The 20,661-nt window shown below is 64.2% G+C and carries 18 protein-coding genes and 1 tRNA gene; 11 read left to right on the forward strand and 8 right to left on the reverse strand.

Annotated features, from left to right (window positions below; all coding sequences use genetic code 11):
* Positions 1 to 53 precede the first annotated feature (53 nt).
* From fdnG to AC5O5I_RS02490, 7 genes are all read left to right on the forward strand, one after another.
* Positions 54 to 3,122, forward strand: a complete 3,069-nt coding sequence (gene fdnG, locus AC5O5I_RS02460; protein WP_494512014.1) for a formate dehydrogenase-N subunit alpha — start codon at positions 54 to 56, stop codon at positions 3,120 to 3,122.
* Positions 3,122 to 4,093, forward strand: coding sequence for a formate dehydrogenase subunit beta (gene fdxH / locus AC5O5I_RS02465; RefSeq protein WP_494512015.1), 972 nt, complete (start codon positions 3,122 to 3,124; stop codon positions 4,091 to 4,093). Before fdnG ends, fdxH begins: the two co-directional genes overlap by 1 nt.
* The gene (locus tag AC5O5I_RS02470) at positions 4,090 to 4,746 is read left to right on the forward strand and encodes a formate dehydrogenase subunit gamma (RefSeq protein WP_172220641.1); all 657 of its coding nucleotides are present in this window, start codon (positions 4,090 to 4,092) and stop codon (positions 4,744 to 4,746) included. The genes fdxH and AC5O5I_RS02470 overlap by 4 nt, the downstream gene beginning before the upstream one ends.
* A 4-nt stretch (positions 4,747 to 4,750) precedes the next feature.
* Complete coding sequence (gene fdhE, locus AC5O5I_RS02475; RefSeq protein WP_494512016.1) at positions 4,751 to 5,671, forward strand: formate dehydrogenase accessory protein FdhE; 921 nt, start codon at positions 4,751 to 4,753, stop codon at positions 5,669 to 5,671.
* A gap of 144 nt (positions 5,672 to 5,815) precedes the next feature.
* Positions 5,816 to 7,243 carry an L-seryl-tRNA(Sec) selenium transferase gene (selA, locus tag AC5O5I_RS02480; RefSeq protein ID WP_494512017.1) on the forward strand — a complete coding sequence of 476 codons (1,428 nt, stop codon included), beginning with the start codon at positions 5,816 to 5,818 and terminating at the stop codon, positions 7,241 to 7,243.
* A complete protein-coding gene (gene selB / locus AC5O5I_RS02485; protein WP_172220630.1) occupies positions 7,240 to 9,162 on the forward strand; it encodes a selenocysteine-specific translation elongation factor in 1,923 nt (640 codons plus the stop codon). Before selA ends, selB begins: the two co-directional genes overlap by 4 nt.
* Before the next feature lie 6 nt (positions 9,163 to 9,168).
* A tRNA-Sec gene (locus tag AC5O5I_RS02490) sits at positions 9,169 to 9,264 on the forward strand.
* A 14-nt stretch (positions 9,265 to 9,278) separates the two neighbouring features.
* Here the strand turns inward: AC5O5I_RS02490 and AC5O5I_RS02495 are convergent.
* Positions 9,279 to 10,268: an asparaginase gene (locus AC5O5I_RS02495; RefSeq protein WP_372242412.1), complete on the reverse strand. Its 990-nt coding sequence runs from the start codon at positions 10,266 to 10,268 to the stop codon at positions 9,279 to 9,281.
* Positions 10,269 to 10,340: 72 nt separating this feature from the next.
* Entirely contained in the window at positions 10,341 to 11,783 is a 1,443-nt protein-coding gene (locus AC5O5I_RS02500; RefSeq protein ID WP_494512018.1) for an alanine/glycine:cation symporter family protein, read from the reverse strand.
* Positions 11,784 to 11,961: 178 nt separating this feature from the next.
* Between AC5O5I_RS02500 and AC5O5I_RS02505 the strand changes: the two genes are divergently transcribed.
* From AC5O5I_RS02505 to AC5O5I_RS02515, 3 genes are all read left to right on the forward strand, one after another.
* Positions 11,962 to 12,771, forward strand: coding sequence for a helix-turn-helix domain-containing protein (locus tag AC5O5I_RS02505; RefSeq protein ID WP_172220621.1), 810 nt, complete (start codon positions 11,962 to 11,964; stop codon positions 12,769 to 12,771).
* A gap of 187 nt (positions 12,772 to 12,958) precedes the next feature.
* The gene (locus AC5O5I_RS02510; protein ID WP_172220597.1) at positions 12,959 to 13,843 is read left to right on the forward strand and encodes a sugar nucleotide-binding protein; all 885 of its coding nucleotides are present in this window, start codon (positions 12,959 to 12,961) and stop codon (positions 13,841 to 13,843) included.
* Positions 13,836 to 14,768, forward strand: a complete 933-nt coding sequence (locus AC5O5I_RS02515; RefSeq protein WP_172220594.1) for an NAD-dependent epimerase/dehydratase family protein — start codon at positions 13,836 to 13,838, stop codon at positions 14,766 to 14,768. The genes AC5O5I_RS02510 and AC5O5I_RS02515 overlap by 8 nt, the downstream gene beginning before the upstream one ends.
* A 129-nt stretch (positions 14,769 to 14,897) precedes the next feature.
* Here the strand turns inward: AC5O5I_RS02515 and AC5O5I_RS02520 are convergent, their stop codons facing one another.
* Complete coding sequence (locus AC5O5I_RS02520) at positions 14,898 to 15,341, reverse strand: winged helix-turn-helix transcriptional regulator (protein WP_172287050.1); 444 nt, start codon at positions 15,339 to 15,341, stop codon at positions 14,898 to 14,900.
* 100 nt (positions 15,342 to 15,441) lie between these two features.
* On the opposite strand from AC5O5I_RS02520, the gene AC5O5I_RS02525 reads away from it, so the two are divergent.
* A complete protein-coding gene (locus AC5O5I_RS02525; RefSeq protein ID WP_494512019.1) occupies positions 15,442 to 16,647 on the forward strand; it encodes an MFS transporter in 1,206 nt (401 codons plus the stop codon).
* On the opposite strand, the gene AC5O5I_RS02530 is transcribed toward AC5O5I_RS02525, so the two are convergent.
* The 5 genes from AC5O5I_RS02530 to AC5O5I_RS02550 form a co-directional block, all read right to left on the reverse strand.
* Positions 16,635 to 17,318 carry an OmpW/AlkL family protein gene (locus tag AC5O5I_RS02530; RefSeq protein WP_172220585.1) on the reverse strand — a complete coding sequence of 228 codons (684 nt, stop codon included), beginning with the start codon at positions 17,316 to 17,318 and terminating at the stop codon, positions 16,635 to 16,637. The two genes, AC5O5I_RS02525 and AC5O5I_RS02530, sit on opposite strands and share 13 nt — an antisense overlap.
* Positions 17,319 to 17,428: 110 nt before the next feature.
* A complete protein-coding gene (locus tag AC5O5I_RS02535; protein ID WP_172220653.1) occupies positions 17,429 to 17,923 on the reverse strand; it encodes a DUF3299 domain-containing protein in 495 nt (164 codons plus the stop codon).
* A gap of 150 nt (positions 17,924 to 18,073) precedes the next feature.
* Entirely contained in the window at positions 18,074 to 19,339 is a 1,266-nt protein-coding gene (locus tag AC5O5I_RS02540; protein ID WP_172220582.1) for an ABC transporter permease, read from the reverse strand.
* Positions 19,339 to 20,049, reverse strand: coding sequence for an ABC transporter ATP-binding protein (locus AC5O5I_RS02545; protein ID WP_172220579.1), 711 nt, complete (start codon positions 20,047 to 20,049; stop codon positions 19,339 to 19,341). Before AC5O5I_RS02545 ends, AC5O5I_RS02540 begins: the two co-directional genes overlap by 1 nt.
* Positions 20,050 to 20,625, reverse strand: a complete 576-nt coding sequence (locus tag AC5O5I_RS02550) for a DUF2796 domain-containing protein (RefSeq protein WP_494512020.1) — start codon at positions 20,623 to 20,625, stop codon at positions 20,050 to 20,052.
* Between the last annotated feature and the right edge of the window lie 36 nt (positions 20,626 to 20,661).

The raw sequence follows: 20,661 nt of genomic DNA on the forward strand, positions 1-20,661 counted from the left end.
ACCGAGAGGCGCCGGCCATGTTCCGCGCGTCCAAACCTGATCAGGAGTGCACGATGGACCTGAACCGTCGGCAGTTCTTCAAGGTCGCCGCCGTCGGCCTTGGAGGCTCGAGCCTTGCGGCGTTGGGTATGGCCCCGACACCGGCATTCGCCGAGCAGGTGCGTCACTTCAAGCTGGCGCACACCCTCGAGACGCGCAACACCTGCCCCTACTGCTCGGTCGGCTGCGGCCTGATCCTGTACAGCCAGGGTGATGCGGGTAAAAACGTCAAACAGAACATCATCCATATCGAAGGCGACGCCGACCATCCGGTCAACCGCGGCACCCTCTGCCCGAAAGGCGCCGGCCTGCTGGACTTTATCCACAGCCCGAGCCGGCTGCAGTACCCCGAAGTACGCAAGCCGGGCAGCAAGGAGTGGGTGCGGGTCAACTGGGACGAGGCGCTCGACCGCGTCGCCGACCTGATGAAACAGGACCGCGACGCCAACTTTATCGAGAAAAACGCCCAGGGGCAGACAGTCAACCGCTGGCTAACCACCGGTTTTCTGGCTGCCTCTGCTGCCTCCAGCGAGGCAGGCTACCTGACCCACAAGGTGGTCCGCGCAACAGGCATGCTGGGGTTCGATAACCAGGCACGTGTCTGACATGGCCCGACGGTGGCAAGTCTTGCCCCGACGTACGGCCGTGGCGCCATGACCAACCACTGGTCAGATATCGCCAACGCGAATCTGGTCCTGGTGATGGGTGGCAACGCAGCAGAAGCGCATCCTTGCGGCTTCAAGTGGGTGACCGAGGCCAAGGCGCACAACAAGGCGCGGCTGATCGTGGTCGACCCGCGGTTTACCCGAACCGCTTCGGTGGCGGACTACTACGCGCCGATCCGTACCGGTACCGATATTGCCTTCATGGGCGGGCTGATCAATTACCTGCTGAGCAACGACAAGATCCAGCACGAGTACGTGCGCAACTACACCGACGTGTCGTTCATCGTCAAAGAGACCTATGGCTTCGAAGACGGGCTGTTCAGCGGCTACGACGAGGCCAAGCGGGTGTATGCCGACAAGTCCGGCTGGGGTTACGAGCTGGGTGAAGACGGCTTTGCCAAGGTCGACCCGACCTTGCAGCACCCCCGTTGCGTGTTCCAGCTGATGAAACAGCACTACAGCCGCTACACCCCCGAGCTGGCGAGCATGACCTGTGGCATGCCGCAGCAGCAGATGATGAAGGTGTGGGAGGAGATCGCCACTTGCTCGGTACCGGGCAAGACCATGACCATCCTCTACGCGCTGGGCTGGACGCAGCACTCGATTGGTGCGCAGATCATCCGCAGTGCGGCCATGGTGCAACTGCTGCTGGGCAACGTCGGCATGCCGGGTGGCGGGGTCAACGCCCTGCGCGGGCACTCCAACATCCAGGGCCTGACCGACCTCGGCCTGTTGTCCAATTCGCTACCAGGCTACCTGACCCTGGCCGGCGACGCCGAGCAGGACTACGCCACCTACATCGACAAGCGTGCGTCCAAGCCGCTGCGCCCGGGGCAGCTGTCGTACTGGCAGAACTACGGCAAGTTCCACGTCAGCCTGATGAAGGCCTGGTACGGCGCCAACGCCACGGCAGAAAACAACTGGGGCTATGACTGGTTGCCCAAGCTCGATGTACCGGCCTACGACGTGCTGCGCATGTTCGAGATGATGGGCCAGGGCAAGGTCAACGGCTACATGTGCCAAGGCTTCAACCCGATTGCCGCGCTGCCGGACAAGAACCGTGTCACCGCCGCACTGGCCAAGCTCAAGTGGCTGGTGATCATGGACCCGCTGGCCACCGAGACCTCGGAGTTCTGGCGCAATGCCGGGCCGTTCAACGACGTCGATACGGCCAGCATCCAGACCGAAGTGATCCGCCTGCCCACCACCTGTTTCGCCGAGGAGGATGGCTCGCTGGTCAACAGTAGCCGCTGGCTGCAGTGGCACTGGAAGGGCGCCGACGGCCCTGGCGAGACCCGTACCGACGTGCAGATCATGAGCGAGCTGTTCATCCGCCTGCGTGAGCGCTACAGCAAGGAAGGCGGTGCCTACCCCGACGCCATCATGAACATCGACTGGCCATACAAGATCCCTGATGAGCCGTCCCCGGAAGAGCTGGCCAAGGAGATGAATGGCTGGGCAGTTACCGATGTCACCGACCCGACCGGTGCAGTGATCAAGGCCGGGCAGCAGCTTTCGGGCTTTGGCCAGATGAAGGACGATGGCAGTACCGCGTCAGGCTGCTGGATCTTCGCCGGATGCTGGACCGAGCAGGGCAACCAGATGGCTCGCCGCGACAACAGCGACCCGTACGGCATGCACCAGGTGCAGAACTGGGCCTGGGCCTGGCCGGCCAACCGGCGCATCCTCTACAACCGTGCCTCCAGCGACCCCCAGGGCAAGCCTTGGGACCCGGAGAAAAAACGCCTGGTGTGGTGGAACGGCAAAGCCTGGACCGGCACCGATGTGCCGGATTTCAAGGTCGATTCGCCACCCGAGGCGGGCATGAACCCGTTCATTATGAACCCCGAAGGCGTGGCGCGTTTCTTCGCCATCGACAAGATGGCCGAAGGCCCGTTCCCGGAACACTACGAGCCATTCGAGACGCCGATAGGCATCAACCCCCTGCACCCGCAGAACAAGAAAGCCACCAGCAACCCGGCCGGGCGGATCTTCGATTCGGTGTGGGACACCCTCGGCACCCACGACGAGTTCCCGTACGCGGCCACCACCTACCGGCTGACCGAGCACTTCCATTTCTGGAGCAAGCATTGCCGGCTCAACGCCATTGCCCAGCCCGAGCAGTTCGTCGAGATCGGCGAGGTGCTGGCCAACGAGAAGGGCATCAAGGCCGGCGATCGGGTGCGGGTATCCAGCAAGCGCGGGCATATCGATGCGGTGGCGGTGGTGACCAAGCGGATTCGCCCGCTGCAGGTCAACAACCAGACCGTGCACCAGATCGGCATCCCGTTGCACTGGGGCTTCACCGGGGCTACCCGGCATGGCTACCTGACCAACACCCTGGTGCCATTCCTGGGTGACGGCAACACGCAGACGCCAGAGTCCAAGTCGTTCCTCGTCAAAGTGGAGAAACTCTGATGGCCAGCCAAGACATCATTGCCCGCTCGGCCACCACCACCGTACCGCCCTCGGTACGCCAGCTGGAGGAGGTCGCCAAGCTGATCGACACCACCAAGTGCATCGGCTGCAAGGCTTGCCAGGTGGCGTGTTCGGAGTGGAACGAACTGCGTGACGAGGTCGGCCACAACCATGGTACCTACGACAACCCCCAGGACCTCACCGCCGAGACCTGGACCTTGATGCGTTTCACCGAGCACGAGCGCGACGACGGCAACCTGGAGTGGCTGATCCGCAAGGACGGCTGCATGCACTGCGCCGACCCAGGTTGCCTGAAGGCCTGCCCCAGCCCGGGGGCGATCATCAAGCACGCCAACGGCATCGTCGACTTCAACCAGGACCACTGCATCGGCTGCGGCTACTGCATCACCGGTTGCCCGTTCAATATCCCGCGTATCTCGCAGAAGGACCACAAGGCGTACAAGTGCACCCTGTGCTCCGACCGCGTCAGCGTGGGCCTGGAGCCGGCGTGTGTAAAAACCTGCCCGACCGGGGCGATCGTGTTCGGCAGCAAGGAGGAGATGAAGGTGCATGCCGCCGAGCGCATTGTCGACCTGAAGTTTCGGGGTTTCGACAATGCCGGGCTGTACGACCCGGACGGCGTCGGCGGCACCCATGTGATGTACGTCCTGCACCATGCCGACACGCCCAGGCTGTACGCCGGCCTGCCGGACCAACCGGTGATCAGCCCGCTGGTGGGGCTGTGGAAAGGCTTCACCAAACCGCTGGCGCTGCTGGCCATGGGCGCGGCGGTGCTGGCCGGATTCTTCCATTACGTACGGGTCGGCCCACAGCGCGTCGAAGGAGACGAAAATCCTCTCCCGCCGGACGGCAGCGTGCACCCGGCAGACACGTCGGTGCATCAGGTGGACCCGGCCGTCCATGTCTTTGATCCGACCAGGCCCGGTGGGCAAGGGGAGCAGCGGCCATGAACGACAACAGACCCATCCTGCGCTACAACGCCAACGAACGGACCAACCACTGGATCGTCGCCATCCTGTTCATGACCGCCGGTTTGTCCGGGCTGGCGCTGTTCCATCCGGCGTTGTTCTGGCTTAGTCACCTGTTCGGCGGCGGGCCGTGGACGCGCATTCTGCATCCGTTCCTGGGCGTGGCGATGTTCGTGTTCTTCCTCGGCCTGGTGGTGCGCTTCTGGCGCGCCAACTTCATCACCGCCAACGACCGCCTGTGGCTGCGCCGTATCGACCGGGTGATGCTCAACGAGGAGGAGGGCGTGCCGCCGGTTGGCAAGTACAACGCCGGGCAGAAGCTGCTGTTCTGGACCCTGCTGCTATGCATGCTGGCCCTTCTTGTCACCGGTGTGGTGATCTGGCGGGCGTACTTCAGCCATCTGTTCGGCATCGAAGTTATCCGTTTGTCTGCCCTGTTGCATGCCCTGGCCGCGTTCGTGCTGATCCTCAGCATCATCGTGCATATCTACGCGGGTATCTGGATCAAGGGGTCGATCGGCGCCATGTTGCATGGTTGGGTCAGCCGCCCTTGGGCGCGCAAGCATCATAAGTTGTGGTACCGCGAAGTGACCGGTGACAAGACCCCGACCCATCACCGACGTAAAGAAGGATGAACGTTTGAGCACGATACTCGAGCCCGGGCAGATTGAAACGTCGGCGGTAACGCCGCCGTTTCTGCATATGCCGCCCGCCAACCTGTTCGAACTGCGGGCGGTGCGCCTTGAGCAGTTGGCCGCGGGTAACGCCCTCGGCGATTACATGAAGTTTATCGCGCGGTTGTGCCGTATCCAGCAGCAGCTGGTGGATAACCCGCCTGGTGATGTGCCGGTCGCGGCAGATCGTCAGCGCCTGTGCATAAGTCATGGTCTGCCACCGCTGGCGGCTGACGGGCTGGTGCGTGAAGGAGCTTGGCTGGTTTGGCTGCAGGCCTTGCTGGCGCACTTCAACAGCGAGACCAGCAGTGCGTTGGGAGATGCGTTGCAAGCGCTGCGTGACAGCGATGAACACCAGCACAAGGGCTGGGGTGTTGCCCTGCTTGCTGGCCAGTACGACGCGGTGCCAGCGGCGTTGGTGCCCTTCATCGGGGCCGCGCTGCAGGCCGCATGGTCCAGTTGGCTGCTGTCATTGCCAGTGGCCGAGCTCAATCCCGCCGGCAGCCTGGCCCAATGCCCGGCCTGCGGTTCGCCGGCGATGGCCGGAGTGGTGCGTAACCGCGGCAAGCACAATGGCCTGCGCTATCTGGCTTGCTCGCTGTGTGCCTGCGAGTGGCATGTGGTGCGGGTCAAGTGCGTGTACTGCGATTCGAGCAAGGATTTGCGCTATACCAGCCTTGAAGACGATCGCCATGCACCGGGCAAGGCGCCGCTGCGGGCCGAATGCTGCCCAGGGTGTCAGAGCTACCTGAAGCAGAACTATCTGGAGAACGATGCGGCGGCCGAGCCGCTCGCCGATGACCTGGCCAGCCTGGCGCTGGATATGCGGCTGGACGAGGAGGGCTTCCATCGAATGGCGCCCAACCTGATGCTCGCGCCCGGCTAGTGGCCGAGTGTCTACACTGAAACACCGAGTTGCCTGCTTCGCGGGTGAACCCGCTCCCACAAGGTCCGCGCACAATCCTGTGGGGGCGGGTTTACCCGCGAAAGGCGCCGGAACAGACAACGGATCAGTCCAAGGTAGTACCGAATGTCCATCACCCTCGCCAGCGACACCCCACGCCTGCCCTCCATCGATACCCTTCTGCGCCACCCGGCCTGTCTCCCACTGATCGACCGCCACGGCCGCGACGCGGTCCTCGCCACCTTGCGCCAATTGCTCGACGACCTGCGCGACCCTGCCCGTAATGGCCAAGTCGGCAGTGCCGAACTGGCCCCGCAAATCCTGCTCGGCCGTAGCGGCGAACGCCTCGCCATCCAGCAACGCAGCCAGGTCCGCCGAGTGTTCAACCTTACCGGCACCGTACTGCACACCAACCTGGGTCGTGCACTGTTGCCGGAAGAGGCCATTGAAGCCATGCAGACCGCCGCCCGCTACCCGCTCAACCTGGAGTTTGACCTGGCCAGCGGCAAGCGTGGCGACCGTGACGACCTGATCGAAGGCCTGATCCGCGAACTGACCGGTGCCGAAGCCGTCACCGTGGTCAACAACAACGCAGCCGCGGTGCTGCTGGCGCTGAACAGCCTGGGCGCGCGTAAGGAGGGCATCATCTCCCGTGGTGAGCTGATCGAGATCGGCGGTGCCTTCCGCATCCCCGACATCATGGCCCGCGCCGGTGTGAAGCTGCACGAAATCGGCACCACCAACCGCACCCACGCCCGCGACTACGAAGCCGCCATCGGCCCGCGCACTGGCTTGCTGATGCGTGTGCATTGCAGCAATTACAGCATCCAGGGCTTCACCACCCAGGTGCCCACTGCCGAGTTGGCGTGCATCGCCAGGCAACACGAATTGCCGCTGCTCGAGGACCTGGGCAGCGGCAGCCTGCTCGACCTCACCCGCTGGGGGCTGCCCGCCGAACCCACGGTGCGCCAGGCCCTGGCCGACGGCGCCGATATTGTCACCTTCAGTGGCGACAAGCTGCTGGGGGGGCCGCAAGCCGGGATCATCGTGGGGCGCAAGGAGCTGATCGCCAGGATCAAGAAAAACCCGCTCAAGCGCGCGTTGCGTGTCGACAAGATCACCCTCGCCGCACTGGAAGCCGTGTTGGCGCTGTATCGCAACCCTGACCGCCTGGCCGAGCGCCTGCCCAGCCTGCGCCTGCTCACCCGCAACCAGGCCGAGATCCACGCCCAGGCCGAGCGCCTGGCCCCTGAACTCAAGGCCCGCGTCGGTGAGCAATGGGCGGTCAGTGTCGAACCGGCGCTGGGCATGATCGGCAGTGGCAGCCAGCCCGTGGCGCGCCTGCCCAGTGCAGCCTTGTGCCTGCGCCCGCAGGTGTCGAAAAAGCTGCGCGGGCGCAGCCTGCATGTGCTTGAGCGGGCCTTGCGCGACCTGCCAGTGCCAGTGCTCGGCCGTATCGACGATGACGCCTTGTGGCTGGACCTGCGCCAACTGGATGACGAAGCCCAGTGGTTGGCGCAGTTGCCAGCCCTGCAGCTGGGGCCGGTGCAGTGATTGTCGGCACTGCCGGCCACATCGACCATGGCAAGACCGCGCTGCTGCAGGCGCTGACCGGCCAGGCCGGTGACCAGCGCCAGGAAGAGCGTGCCCGTGGCATGACCATCGACCTTGGCTACCGCTATGCAGCGCTGGCCGAAGGTGCAGCGCTGACCGGCTTTATCGATGTGCCCGGCCACGAGCGTTTTATCCACAACATGCTGGCCGGTGCCCATGGCATCGACCTGGTGTTGCTGGTGGTCGCTGCCGACGATGGGGTGATGCCACAGACCCGCGAGCACCTGGCGATCATCGAACTGCTGGGCATTCCCCAGGCGTTGGTGGCGATCAGCAAAAGCGACCGGGTCGAGCCGGCCCGCCTGGCTGAAGTGCAGGCACAGGTCGGCGAACTGCTGGCGCCCGGGCCGTATGCCGGGGCACGGCAGTTCCCGTTGTCGAGCCTCAGTGGGGAAGGGGTCGAAGCGCTGCGCCAGGCCTTGCTGGAGGCCGAGGCGCGGGTGGGGCAAAGGAGTGTGCAGGGTGGCTTTCGCCTGGCTGTCGACCGTGCCTTCGCGGTGACCGGTGCGGGTGTGGTAGTCACCGGAACGGCGCTGGCCGGGCGGGTCAGTGTCGGCGAGACATTGTTGCTGGGCAAGGCCGGCAAGCCGGTACGGGTGCGCGGCCTGCATGCCCAGAACCAGGCTGCGCTGGTGGCTGAAGCGGGCCAGCGGGTGGCGCTGAACATTGCGGCTGATCGCCTGGCCGTCGAGCAGGTACACCGCGGGGACTGGTTGCTGCCCGAGTGGCTGCATGCGCCCAGCGTTCGAGTGGATATCGAACTGCGCCTGTTACCGGGCGAGACGCGTACCTTCGAACATTTCAGCGCCGTGCACGTGCACCTCGGTACCCAGGATGTGACGGCCCGTGTGGCGTTGCTGGAAGGCGAAACCCTGGCAGCCGGCCAGCGCATGTTCGCCCAGCTGCTGCTCAACGCGCCGCTGCAGGCGGTGCACGGCGACCGCCTGGTACTGCGCGACCAGCGTGCCCAGCGCACCCTGGGCGGCGGCAAGGTGCTGGACCCGTTTGCGCCTGGCCGCCAGCGCCGCAGCGAACAGCGCCTGCGCCAGTTGCAGGTGCTGCGTGACGCCGAGGACCTGGAGGCAGCCCTGCCCGCCCTGCTTGGCAGCGCCCCCGGTGGTCTCGACCCACAGCGCCTCGAGCGGCAATTCAATCGCCTGCGCGAAACCTGGCAGTTGCCCAAGGACGTGCTGGTGGTGGCCACACGGCAAGGCCAACTGCTTTTTGCCTACGACCAGTGGCAGGCGCTCAGGCAGCAGGTGCTGGAGCAGCTGGCGCGCTTTCACCAGCAAGAGCCCGACCAGCTTGGCCCGGACCGTGACCGCCTGCGCCGCTTCGCCGCCTTGCCCCTGGAGCGACCCGCATTCGTCAGCCTGCTGGATGAGCTGCTCGATAGCGGTGCCCTGGCCAGCAGCGGACCATGGTTGCATTTGCCTGATCACAAGGTGCAGTTGAGCGAAGCCGACAGTGCGTTGTGGGCGCGCTTGCAGCCGAAGTTGCTGGCGGGCCGGTACGATCCGCCGTGGGTGAGGACGCTGGCAACCGAAGAAAACCGTGCTGAAGCCGACGTGCGCCTGTTGCTGCGCAAGCTGGCCCGGCTGGGCATGGTGCACCAGGTGGTGCGCGACCTGTTCTACCCTGATTCGACGCTACAGCGCATGGCAGAGCTGCTGCTGGGGCAGGCCAGCGAGACGCCGATAGTGCAGGTTGCCGCGTTTCGCGATATGTTGGGCATCGGTCGCAAGCGCAGTGTGCAGGTGCTGGAGTATTTCGACCGCATTGGCCTGACCCGCAGGGTGGCCGACCAGCGTTACATCCGCGCCGACAGCGCCCTGGCCCAGCAGCAGGCCAGGCACTGAATACAAGGAAGGCAATCGCGCCCGGTGGCGCGGCCGGGCTTCAAACCCGGTTGGGGACGGCAGCCGTTCCCGGGCAGGTTCGACTCCCGCTGCCTTCCGCCATTTTCTCGGGCCTGTCAGGCCCGCTCCCCACATAGATCCAGGGCAAACCACCGCTCTGCCGTGTCGACATCCAGCCCGGCCCCCAGCAGCGCAACCATCTTGCCCAGTGCCGCCTCGCGGGTCATGCCGCCGCCACTGACCAGCCCGGCCCCGCGCAGGCGGTTACCCGCCGCATAGGTATCGAACACCACCGACCCTTCAGGGCACTGGCTGATAGCCGCCAGCATTACCCCGCGCTGGCGCGCCGCGCGCAGCGCATCCAGCAATGCCTGGTCATCCGAAGGCCCGGTACCGCTGCCATAGCACTCCAGCAGCAGCCCTTGCACACCGCTGTCGAGCAGCGCTTTCAGGTGTTCGGCACGCAGGCCCGGGAACACCGGCATCACCGCCAGGTTGACCGGCTGGCGCTGTTGGCGATAGCCCAGCACCGCCGGCAATTCGGCGGCACGCTGGCCTTCACGATGGCGCGGCAGTGCAGCAAAGGCATCGAACGCTTCGCTGCGCAGTTTCGATGTCCGGCAGCCATGCAGCAGCTGACCGTGGAAATACAGCTGCACGCCATCCTCCAGCCCCTGTTCGAACTGGCGCAGCGCGCCACACAGGTTGTCCCAGGCGTCACTGCCGCCGGCACCTGCCGGCAGCATCGAACCGGTCAGCAGCACCGCTGCTGGCAGGCCCAGCAACAGGAACGACAATGCCGCGGCGCTGTAGGCCAGGCTGTCGGTGCCGTGCAACACCAGCACGCCATCATGGCCAGCCACATCCACCGCCTCGACGATGGCATCGCGCATCGCCAGCCAGTTGTGCTGCTGCATGTTGGCGCTGTCCAGCAGCGGGTTCAGCTCTTGCAGGGTCCATTGCAGCTGGGGCGCATCGGCCATCTGGGCGAAGTGTTCGCGCATGCGCGCTTCAAAACCACCGGCTGGCGCCAGGCCTTCCGGGGTTTCGAGCATGCCGATGGTGCCACCGGTATAGAGAACGAGAAGATTCTTGACTGCACGCATGGAAAGCATCCGTAGCGGTGAGCGGAGAAAGAAAAGCCGCCCGCGAACGGGGCGGCTGGGTAGCGCAGGGTATCAGCGCTGTGGCTGGGCTTGAGCGGCCATTTTGTCAGCGGCTGTTTCGGCCTGGGCATTGGCAGGCCAGGCATTGCGGTCCAGGTCCAGGTCGACGAATTTGCTCGAGTCGAACACCGGTTGCTGGATACCGGCCTTGCGCTGGTCGTCGTAGTCGTTCATCACCCGCAGGCCGACCTTGAACAGCATGGCCAGGGCCACCAGGTTGACGAAGGCCAGGCAGGTCATGGTGATGTCGGCGAAGGCGAACACGGTCGACAGGTCCTGCATCGAACCCCATACCACCAGTGCCAGTACCAGGCCACGGAAGATCATCAGCACCACGCGGTTGCGGCTGAGGAACTGCAGGCTGTTCTCGCCCAGGTAGTAGTTGTAGAGGATGCAGGTGAAGACGAACAGCGACAGCGCCACGCTGACGAACACACGGCCCCAGTCACCGACCACAGCGGCCAGCGAGTTCTGGGTCAGGACAATGCCGTCGCCTTCGAAGCCTGGGGTGTAGAAGCCCGACAGCAAGATCAGCAGTGCGGTGCAGGTGCAGATCAAGAAGGTGTCGAGGAACACGCTGAAGGCCTGGACCACGCCCTGCGCGCCCGGGTGCTTCACTGCCGCCACGGCGGCGACGTTAGGCGCGCTACCCAGGCCGGCTTCGTTGGCGAACACACCACGCTTCACGCCCATGACGATGGCGCTGCCAAGCAGGCCGCCAAACGCTGGATCAAGGCCGAAGGCGCTCTTGAAGATGGTTTCCAGCATGGCAGGCACGTGCTCGATCTGGGTGCCGATCACGTATAGGGTCACGCCGATGTAGGCAAGGGTCTTGACCGGTACCAGCAGGTCGGAAACCGCAGCGATGCGTTTGATGCCGCCGATGAAGGTGACGGCCAGCAGCACGGCCAGGACGATACCGGTGTGCCTTGGGTCGAAGGCAAAGGCGTTCTGCAGCGAGTGGGTCACGGTGTACGACTGCAGGCCGATGAAGGCAAAGCCGTAAGTGACCAGCAGCAGCACCGAGAACACGATGGCCATGCTTTTCAGCTTCAGGCCGTGCTGGATGTAGTAGGCCGGGCCACCGCGGTACAGGCCGTCGCCGTCGGCGCGTTTGTAGACCTGGGCCAGGGTGCATTCGAAGAAGCTGCTGGCCATGCCGACCAGCGCAGTGACCCACATCCAGAACACCGCGCCTGGGCCACCCAGGGTCACGGCAATGCCGACACCGGCGATGTTACCCGCGCCCACGCGACCGGCCAGGCTCAGCATCAGGGCCTGGAAAGAGCTCAGCTGGCCTGCCTGGCCACGCAGCGATTCCTTGAATACGGTGAACATGTGGGCGAAATGGCGGAACTGTACGAACCGGGAACGGATGGTGAAGTAACCGCCGAGACCGACGATCAGCACGATGAGGAGTTTCCCGGAAAGGAAATCGTTGAGTGCTTCGAGCATTGGAAAATGACCTCGATTCTTATTCTTCGCATGGAAAGACCAGCGGACGGCAGGCGCACCGCTATTCGTTGGGGCGCATGGTTGGCCATGACAAGAGTGGTTACAATTTCGCGGATTGCTCTGACTTGATGCGACTTGATGCTACAATGGCGCCATTCGCGTCACCTGGGTTCCGCACATGAGCGATCATTTCGCTACCAACCTCAAGCTGGCTTGCAGCCACTACCGCTCTATCTCCGAAGTTTGCCGGCAGCTGTCGATCAACCGCGCGCAGTTCAACAAGTACCTGAGCGGCCAGAGCCGCCCGACGGCTTTCAACCTGAAGCGCATCGGCGATTTCTTCGGTGTCGAGGATTACGAGCTGAACCTGCCGGCCGAGCAGTTCGCCCGGTTGATCGGCGCCCGCGTGTCGACCCTGGCCGATCAGCCCAGCGACCCCATCAGCGAGCTGTTCCGACCGCTGCATGAACACGCGGGCAATTTGTCGCGCTATTGCGGTTACTACTTCGAGTATTCCAACTGCATGTCGGTACCCGGCACCATCCTCGTCTCGCTGGTGCATCTGTGGGAGGAACGCGGCCGTTTCCTGTTCGAACGTCAGGAGCGGCAGGAGCGCTCCAGCGCAGCCGACCAGCATGCCGAAGTACGTTGCCGCTACCTGGGTGCGGCTTTCCAGTTGCAGGACCGGGTGTTCCTCATCGACTACGAGTCGCTCACCTTCAACGAAATGAGCCAGACCATCCTCATTCCCAGCTTCAAAAGCCGTATTACCCGCCTCAACGGCCTGAAGGCCGGGGTATCCAGCGGCGACCGGCGCAACCCGGCCTGTACCCGGGTGGTGTGGGAATATCTGGGAGAGGAGATCAACCGCATCAATGCCTATCGACAGGTAAAGCTGTACCAGCCGGATGATCCGCGCATAGATGACGATGTACGCGAGCGGCTGAGCGTGGGGCCGTTGCGTAACAGTTTGTTCGAGATTGAATAGGGATATTGCCGGAACCGGCCTCTTCGCGGGTACGCTGATACAGAAATAGTGGGCTACCTGCAGGAGCGGGCTTGCTCGCGATCAGGTCAGTACAGGGAACTCAATAAACCCTGTGGTTGGACTTCCCGTATCGGAAACCGCAAAATGCCCCTTTCATTCATTAACCTCTTCCGGATCTGCTGACTCTATGCGTATGCGCCTAATGCTGTTGGGTGGTGGCAATGCCCTCGGGCAAGCGCTGATTCGTCTTGGGGCCGAGGAGGACATCGCTTTCCTGGCGCCGCGCCCGCCCGAGAATGGCTGGGCCCCGGCCAGCCTCACTCAGCTGCTCGATGATCACCGCCCCGATGCCGTGGTCAACCTGGCTTATTACTTCGACTGGTTCCAGGCCGAGTCGGTCAGCGAGCAGCGCCTGGCTCAGCAGGAGCGGGCGGTGGAGCGGCTGGCAGAACTGTGCCAGCACCACCAGATCACCCTGATCCAGCCGTCCAGCTATCGCGTGTTCGACGGTTCGCGGGCCACGGCCTACAGCGAAAAAGACGAACCAGTGCCGCTCGGCCTGCGTGGCCAGGCGCTGTGGCGTATCGAGCAGAGCGTGCGCGCGGCTTGCCCGCAGCATGTGCTGCTGCGCTTTGGCTGGCTGCTCGACGAAAGCATCGACGGTGCCCTCGGCCGCTTCCTGACCCGCGCCGAGCAGCCGCAAGAGCTGCTGCTGGCCGATGACCGGCGTGGCAACCCGACACCGGTCGACGATGCCGCGCGGGTGATCCTGTCGGTGCTCAAGCAGCTCGACTGTAGCGCGCCGCTGTGGGGCACCTACCATTACGCCGGCAACGAGGCGACCACGCCGCTGGCGCTGGGCCAGGCGATACTTACCGAGGCCGGGCATTACCGCCAGCTGGCTGTGCAGGCACCGACGCCGCAGGCGCATGCGGCGCGCCCGGATGCCAGCGAAGAGCCACAGCACGCAGTACTGGCTTGCAAGAAAATTCTTCATACCTTCGGTATCAAGCCGCGCGCCTGGCGTGCCGGCCTGCCGCCCTTACTGGACCGGTTCTATCGCCATGGCTGACGCCCCCATCCTGATCACCGGCGGTGCCGGCTTCATTGGTTCCCACCTGTGCGATGCGTTGTTGGACAAAGGCTACGCCGTACGCATTCTCGACGACCTGTCCACCGGCCGGCGGGCCAACCTGCAGCTCGACCACCCCCGGCTGCAACTGATCGAAGGTGATGTCGCCGATGCAGCGCTGGTCACCCAGGCCGCGGCTGGCTGCCGTGCCGTGGTGCACCTGGCAGCAGTGGCCTCGGTGCAGGCCTCGGTCGAGGACCCGGTACGCACCCACCAAAGCAACTTCATCGGCACCCTCAACGTGTGCGAAGCCATGCGCGTGCATGGGCTGCGCCGGGTACTGTTCGCCTCCAGCGCGGCGGTGTACGGCAACAATGGCGAGGGCGAGTCGATTGCCGAAGACACGCCCAAGGCGCCGTTGACCCCGTATGCCGTGGACAAGCTGGCCAGTGAGCAGTACCTGGACTTCTACCGCCGTCAGCATGGCCTGGAGCCGGTGGTGTTTCGCTTCTTCAACATCTTCGGGCCGCGTCAGGATCCGTCCTCGCCGTATTCCGGGGTTATCAGCATTTTCGCCGAGCGCGCAGTGCAGGGTTCGCCGATCACCGTGTTTGGCGATGGCGAGCAGACCCGCGATTTCCTCTACGTGGGCGACCTGGTGCAGGTGATGGTGCAGGCGCTGGAGCAGCCTCAGGTGCAGGAGGGGGCGGTGAATATCGGCCTCAACCAGGCCACTTCGCTGAACCAGTTGCTGGCCGCGCTGGAGAAGGTGGTTGGCAGTTTGCCTGCGGTCAGCTACGCCGCAGCGCGTTCGGGTGACATTCGCCATTCGCGGGCGGACAACCAGCGTTTGCTGGCGCGGTTCGATTTTCCGCAGGCGACGCCGATGGTCGAGGGTTTGGCGCGGCTTTTGGGTAAAAGCTGATATCCATTGCGGGCGCTCTGCGCCCCAACCGCCGGCAAGCCAGCTCCCACAAGATCCAGTAATCGCAAGATCAACGCGGTACCTGTGGGAGCTGGCTTGCCGGCGATGGGCTGCAAAGCAGCCCCATGATCACCCATGCCGCACAACTCTGCGCAGGCAATCCTCGGCATTCAAAACCCGCCCGTCCTGGCCGCGCACCTGCAACGTCTCAAGCCCGTGGCCGCTAGCCGCTTCCACCAACTCCGATCGCACCTCGCCCGCCTCGAACAGAAACTTCTCCCCCCACTGCCGCAAGCTAACCACCACCGGAAACACCGAGCGGCCTTTCCCGGTCAGCACATATTCCTTGTAAGCGCTGCCATCCGAAGCCGGCTGCATCTCCAGCAACCCACTCTCCACCAACAGCTTGAGCCGCGTGGCGAGGATGTTCTTCGCCAACCCCAGGTTCTTCTGAAACTCACTGAAGCGCCGCAGGCCATCGAAGGCATCGCGCAGGATCATCAGCGCCCAGCGGTCACCCAGTACCTCCAGGGCCCGGGCCACGGGGCATTGCGCATTGTTTTCGTCGAGCATGGAGTCGGCCTGCCGTGGTTATCTGGTTGCAGATTAAAACTACATTTGCTAAATAGCCAGCATGTGGTTTCAATTCGAAACCAGTTTTCGAGGCCAGCCGATGACCCCTTCGCAGACACGCTGGATAACCCTCCTGCTGGCCATCACCAGCGCCATGGCCGTGGCGACGGTGTATTTCGCCCAGCCGTTACTCGAATCGATGGCCGCCGAGCTGGGGGTGGCGCAGCAGCAGATCGGCTGGGTGGTCGGCGCGACCCAGGCGGGCTACGCCTTTGGGCTGTTGCTGATAGTGCCGCTGGGCGACCTCATCGACCGCAAGCGCCTGATCCTTGGCCAGTTGCTGTTCTCTGCGGTGGCTCTGGTCGGGGTGGGTATGGCGCCGAACTGGTCCGTGTTGCTGTTGGCCCTGGCTACTACCGGGCTGATGGCAGTGATGGTGCAGGTGATGGTGGCGCATGCCGCGAGCATGGCCGTACCCGGCCAGCAAGGGCGGGCGGTTGGGACCGTGACCAGTGGCGTGGTGCTGGGGATTCTCTTAGCGCGCCTGGTCTCGGGCGGGCTGGCTGATGTGGCCGGCTGGCGCAGCGTATACCTGGTTGCAGCTGGGCTGCTGATGCTTATGGCCCTGGTGTTGTGGCGCACCTTGCCGAGCGGGCAGCGCATGGCGCACGGGCCGGGCTACCGGGCCTTGATCGCTGCCCAGTTCAGCTTGTACCGGCACGACCGGCTGCTGCGTCAGCGCGGGTTGTTCGGTGTGTTGATCTTCGCGGCGTTCAGCGTGCTGTGGAGTGCCATGGTCATGCCCTTGAGTGCTGCGCCGTTGGCACTGAGCCATACCGAGATCGGCCTGTTCGGCCTGGCAGGTGTTGCAGGCACATTGGCGGCGGCGCGCGCCGGTCGCCTGGCCGACCAGGGGCTGGGCGAGCGCAGCACCGGGCTGGCGCTGGCGCTGCTGGTACTGTCCTGGCTGCCCACGGCATTCGTCGAGTATTCACTGATTGCCTTCGTGCTGGGGGTGCTGATGCTGGACTTCGCCGTGCAGGCGGTGCACGTGACCAACCAGAGCATATTGCTGGCCGGGCGTGGCGTGATGGCCAGCCGCTTGATTGGCGCCTACATGTGCTGCTATTCGCTGGGCAGTGGCTTGGGGGCGGTGCTGGCGGGCTGGGTGTACGCCCATTGGGGTTGGGCTGCGGTATGCGGGCTTGGCATGGCGATCAGTGCGTTCGCACTGGGGCATTGGCTATGGCTGCAACGGGCGAGGGCGGCCGAGGCCGCCCTGCAGTGCTCAGGTCAGAACTTGTAGCCCAGGCCGACCATGTAGACCCACGGGTCGACTTCCACGTCGACCTTGGTCTTGCTGTAGCCCAAGGCGGTCGGGCCGTTGACGCTGGCCTTGGTATCGATATCGACGTACCAGACCGAGGCGTTCACCAGCAGGTTGTCAGTGATCATGTAGTCCATGCCCAGCTGACCGGCGATACCGACCGAGTCCTGCAGCTTCAGGTTGCTGAAACCCTGTTGCTTGCGGCTGCTGCTGAGGTCTTCATCGAAGAACAGGGTGTAGTTGATGCCGACGCCGGCATACGGCTGGAACCGGGAGTTCGGCTCCATCGGGTAGTACTGCAACGACAAGGTCGGTGGCAGCTGCTTGATGTTCGCCAGCTTGCCATCCAGGCCGCCGCCCAGGCCCTTGACGCCGACGGTGTGCTTGAACGGCGTGGCGGCGAGCAGTTCCAGGCCGATGTGGTCGGTGAGCATGTAGGCGAAAGTCAGCCCCAGCTGGGTGTCGCTGTCCAGGGTAGCCTTGGTGCCCGATACCTTGTTGCCGTCGAATTTCAGGTCGCCGCTGCTCTCGTTGGGGGCAGTGGTGATGGCGCCGGCGCGGACGATGACATCGCCCGCCTGGTGGGCGTGGGCAACAGGGGCAGCGAGCGCCAGGGCCGCGAGGGCGGCGCCGAGCAAGGACTTGTTCATGGAAGCTCCCAAAGGACGTGAGTAATCGAGTAGTCCAATGGTACGGAGCCGTCTAAACCGATTGTTTGACCCAGCTCAAAAGAAGCGTCCGCAAGAATTCGAAGTGGTTCTCATTTCAGCTCATAAGCGTATATTTTCTCGGCTTCCATCTGGTAACCGGCGTCTGCCAGTTCGCTGCTGGAGGCTCTGACCTGCATCTTTCCCTCGATCCAGTAGGGCTGGTAGAGGTCTTCGACGCGCACACCCATTTCGCTGAAGATATGCACGATCTGGTTCGACGGTGGCGGTGGTACGTGGATGCACGCGCCGTAGTAGGGCACCAGCAGGAACTCGGTGGTGCGGCCCTCTTCGCTGACTTCAAGCGGCACAATGTAGCCGGGCAGTTTGATCTGCTGGCCGTCGAGGCTTTTCACCACTGGCGCGTCGGGGGCTTGCTGGCGCGCTGCGGGGGCGGACTCGGCAGACAGGGCGCTGCTGATTTGCGACAGGTCGTGCAGTGGGGCCAGTTGTGGCGGGATGACCGGGGCGCCTTCGGGGATGAGGGCGGGCCAGTCCAGCTCCTTGGGTTCGGCGGCCCAGGCAGGTATTGCCAGCGAGAGCAGCATGATCAACAGGATTTTTGCTGTCTGCGCTGGCCTCTTCGCGGGTGAACCCGTTCCCACAAGGTACTGCACAGGGTTCAAGGGCTGTGCAGTACCTGTGGGAGCGGGTTTACCCGCGAACAAGCGCATGAGGTACTGGATCATTACTGGCTCTCAGAGGTGTATGGACAAACCATCGGCCAGCGACTGCCGATAGGCACGCCACGCCGGCACGCTACCCATCAGCAGCGCAGCCCCGAGGATGATAGCCAGCAAGGTCCATTCATGAGCGCTTGGCAGCGCCAGCGGCAGGTACAAACCATAGTTGGCCTGCACATACCCCTGGGCCAGGGCTATACCGGCATACAGCAAGCCTAGCCCGGCGAGGATGCCGACCGCTGCCAGCGATAGCGCCTCCAGTACCAGCAAACCGGCGATATGCCACGGCCGTGCGCCCACGGAGCGCAATATCGCCATCTCCCGGCGGCGCTCGTTGAGGCTGGTGAGAATCGCCGTAAGCATGCCGATCAACCCGGTCAGCACCACGAACAGCGAAACCACGAACAGCGCCTGTTCCGCGGTGCCCATCAGGCTCCACAGCTCTTGCAGTGCCACCCCGGGCAAAATGGCCAGCAACGGCTCGTTGCGGTACTCGTTGATTTCGCGCTGCAGGCTGAAGGTTGCGATCTTGTTGTTCAGCCCAAGCATGAACGCGGTGATGGCGGCAGGCTGCAGGTCCATCGTGCGCGCCTGCTCGGCACTGATCCGCCCGGCACCACGGGCCGGCACACCGTTATGCCAGTCGATATGGATGGCCTCCATGCCACCCAGGCCGATGTGCAGGGTACGATCGACCGGGGTGCCGGTGCGTTTGAGCACACCGACCACGGTGAACGGCTTGTCGTCATGCTTGACCAGGCTGATCGCCGCAACGCCGTGGGCCAGCACCAGCTTGTCGCCCAGCTTGTAGTGCAAGGCGTCGGCCACTTCGGCACCCAGCACCACTTCGAACGGGTCGTTGGCAAAGGCGCGGCCCTGGCTCAATTCCAGGTGTTGGCGGCGGCCGTACTGGTAATGGCTGAAGTAGTCGCCAGTGGTGCCCATCACCCGGTAACCGCGGTGCGAGTCGCCCAGCGAAATGGGGATTGCCCACTTTACCCGCGGGTCCCTGGCATAGTGCTGATAGCTGTCCCAGCGAATGTTGTTGGTGGCGTTGCCGATGCGAAATACCGAATACAGCAGCAGGTTCACCGAACCCGAACGGGCGCCGACGATCAGGTCGGTGCCGCTGATGGTGCTGGCAAAGCTGGCACGCGCCTCGGTGCGCACGCGCTCGACTGCCAGCAGCAGGCACACCGACAAGGCGATGGCAAAGGCGGTGAGAAATGCAGTGAAGCGGCGGTTGGCCAGGCTGGCCAGGGCAAGGCGGAGCAGGTACATCATGCCTCCCGGGGCGTGGCGGCGCGGTTCAGTTGGGCCAGCGACAGGTGGCGGTCGAACAGCGGCGCCAGGCTCTGGTCATGGCTGACGAACAGCAGGCTGGCGCCAGCGGCGCGGCATTCGTCGAACAGCAGGCCAATGAACGCTTCGCGGGTGTCGGCATCCAGTGCCGAGGTCGGCTCGTCGGCAATCACCAGCTCGGGCTGGCCGATCAGTGCACGGGCAGCGGCGACCCGCTGCTGCTGGCCGATCGACAAGCTGTCGGCACGGCGCGTGAGCAGGGCAGGGTCACCCAGGCCCAGGTGCGCCAGCAGCGTGCTGGCTGCCTGGTCGACACTGCCGTGGCGCTGCACGGCGCGGGCCTTGCGGGTGTGCGAGAAGCGGCAGGGTAGCTCGACGTTTTCGCGTACCGACAGGAACGGCAGCAGGTTGAACTGCTGGAAGATGTAGCCCGTGTGATCGACCCGAAAGCGGTCGCGGGCACCTTGGCCCAGGCTGCCAAGGTCCTGGCCGAGCAGTTGTATACGGCCCTGCCCCGGCACATTCACCCCGCCCAGCAGGCCCAGCAATGTGGTTTTGCCACTACCGCTGGGGCCCTTGAGGAACAGTGCTTCACCGGCGTCCAGGTGAAACGCCGGAATATCCAGCAGCGGCGGCTGGCCTGGCCAGGCGAACATCAGGTCATGCAGTTCGATCAACGGCTGGCTCATTCAGAAGACGACCGCAGCCTTGGCCGGCGTCGCTTCCACGCCTTTCTGGCCATTGGCGCCGATCAGTTGCACGTTGATCTTCTGCGTGGCCGGGAAGGCTTTGAACAGCGGCGCGAGGTCCACCTGGGTGAGTTTTTCGGGGTTGGCGCAGGTCAGCTGGTAGTGGGCGCCGATGTCGCTGTGCTGGTGGCCGTGCTCATGCGCGTCGCCATCGTCGTCGGCTTTCGCGGTGTCGCCGAACAGCGGGCTTTCCAGCGCTTGTTGGTCTTCTTTGCAGCCGGCAGTGGCAGGCAGGCCGAACAGCTGCAGGGGTTTTTCCAGCTGCTGGCGTACGGCGGCGACCTTGGCCTTGTCGGCATCGCTGCTGGCGGCATGTTCGAAACCGACCAGGTTCATGGCCGGGCTGTCCAGCTCCAGCTCCAGGGTGTTGCCATCAAGCACGGCGTTGAGCTTGGCAACGCCATGCTCGTGGGCGCCGAGGGTGCCATGCGCATGGTCATGATCATGCTCGTCGTGGGCATGGGCTACGACCAGTGGCAGCAAGGCGAAGGGCAGGGCGAGCAGCAGGCGACGCATGGATGGCTCCGGAGCGGGCTGAAAGATTTAGTTATG

The organism is Pseudomonas sp. 9_2_1 (assembly GCF_059295275.1).

Excerpts from the sequence above, each read along its gene's own strand:
- fdxH (WP_494512015.1), top strand. The coding sequence starts at position 3,122 with ATGGCCAGCCAAGACATCATTGCCCGCTCGGCCACCACCACCGTACCG.
- AC5O5I_RS02470 (WP_172220641.1), top strand. The coding sequence starts at position 4,090 with ATGAACGACAACAGACCCATCCTGCGCTACAACGCCAACGAACGGACC.
- selA (WP_494512017.1), top strand. The coding sequence starts at position 5,816 with ATGTCCATCACCCTCGCCAGCGACACCCCACGCCTGCCCTCCATCGAT.
- AC5O5I_RS02495 (WP_372242412.1), bottom strand. The coding sequence starts at position 10,268 with ATGCGTGCAGTCAAGAATCTTCTCGTTCTCTATACCGGTGGCACCATC.
- AC5O5I_RS02500 (WP_494512018.1), bottom strand. The coding sequence starts at position 11,783 with ATGCTCGAAGCACTCAACGATTTCCTTTCCGGGAAACTCCTCATCGTG.
- AC5O5I_RS02505 (WP_172220621.1), top strand. The coding sequence starts at position 11,962 with ATGAGCGATCATTTCGCTACCAACCTCAAGCTGGCTTGCAGCCACTAC.
- AC5O5I_RS02510 (WP_172220597.1), top strand. The coding sequence starts at position 12,959 with ATGCGTATGCGCCTAATGCTGTTGGGTGGTGGCAATGCCCTCGGGCAA.
- AC5O5I_RS02515 (WP_172220594.1), top strand. The coding sequence starts at position 13,836 with ATGGCTGACGCCCCCATCCTGATCACCGGCGGTGCCGGCTTCATTGGT.
- AC5O5I_RS02520 (WP_172287050.1), bottom strand. The coding sequence starts at position 15,341 with ATGCTCGACGAAAACAATGCGCAATGCCCCGTGGCCCGGGCCCTGGAG.
- AC5O5I_RS02525 (WP_494512019.1), top strand. The coding sequence starts at position 15,442 with ATGACCCCTTCGCAGACACGCTGGATAACCCTCCTGCTGGCCATCACC.
- AC5O5I_RS02530 (WP_172220585.1), bottom strand. The coding sequence starts at position 17,318 with ATGAACAAGTCCTTGCTCGGCGCCGCCCTCGCGGCCCTGGCGCTCGCT.
- AC5O5I_RS02535 (WP_172220653.1), bottom strand. The coding sequence starts at position 17,923 with ATGCTGCTCTCGCTGGCAATACCTGCCTGGGCCGCCGAACCCAAGGAG.
- AC5O5I_RS02540 (WP_172220582.1), bottom strand. The coding sequence starts at position 19,339 with ATGTACCTGCTCCGCCTTGCCCTGGCCAGCCTGGCCAACCGCCGCTTC.
- AC5O5I_RS02545 (WP_172220579.1), bottom strand. The coding sequence starts at position 20,049 with ATGAGCCAGCCGTTGATCGAACTGCATGACCTGATGTTCGCCTGGCCA.
- AC5O5I_RS02550 (WP_494512020.1), bottom strand. The coding sequence starts at position 20,625 with ATGCGTCGCCTGCTGCTCGCCCTGCCCTTCGCCTTGCTGCCACTGGTC.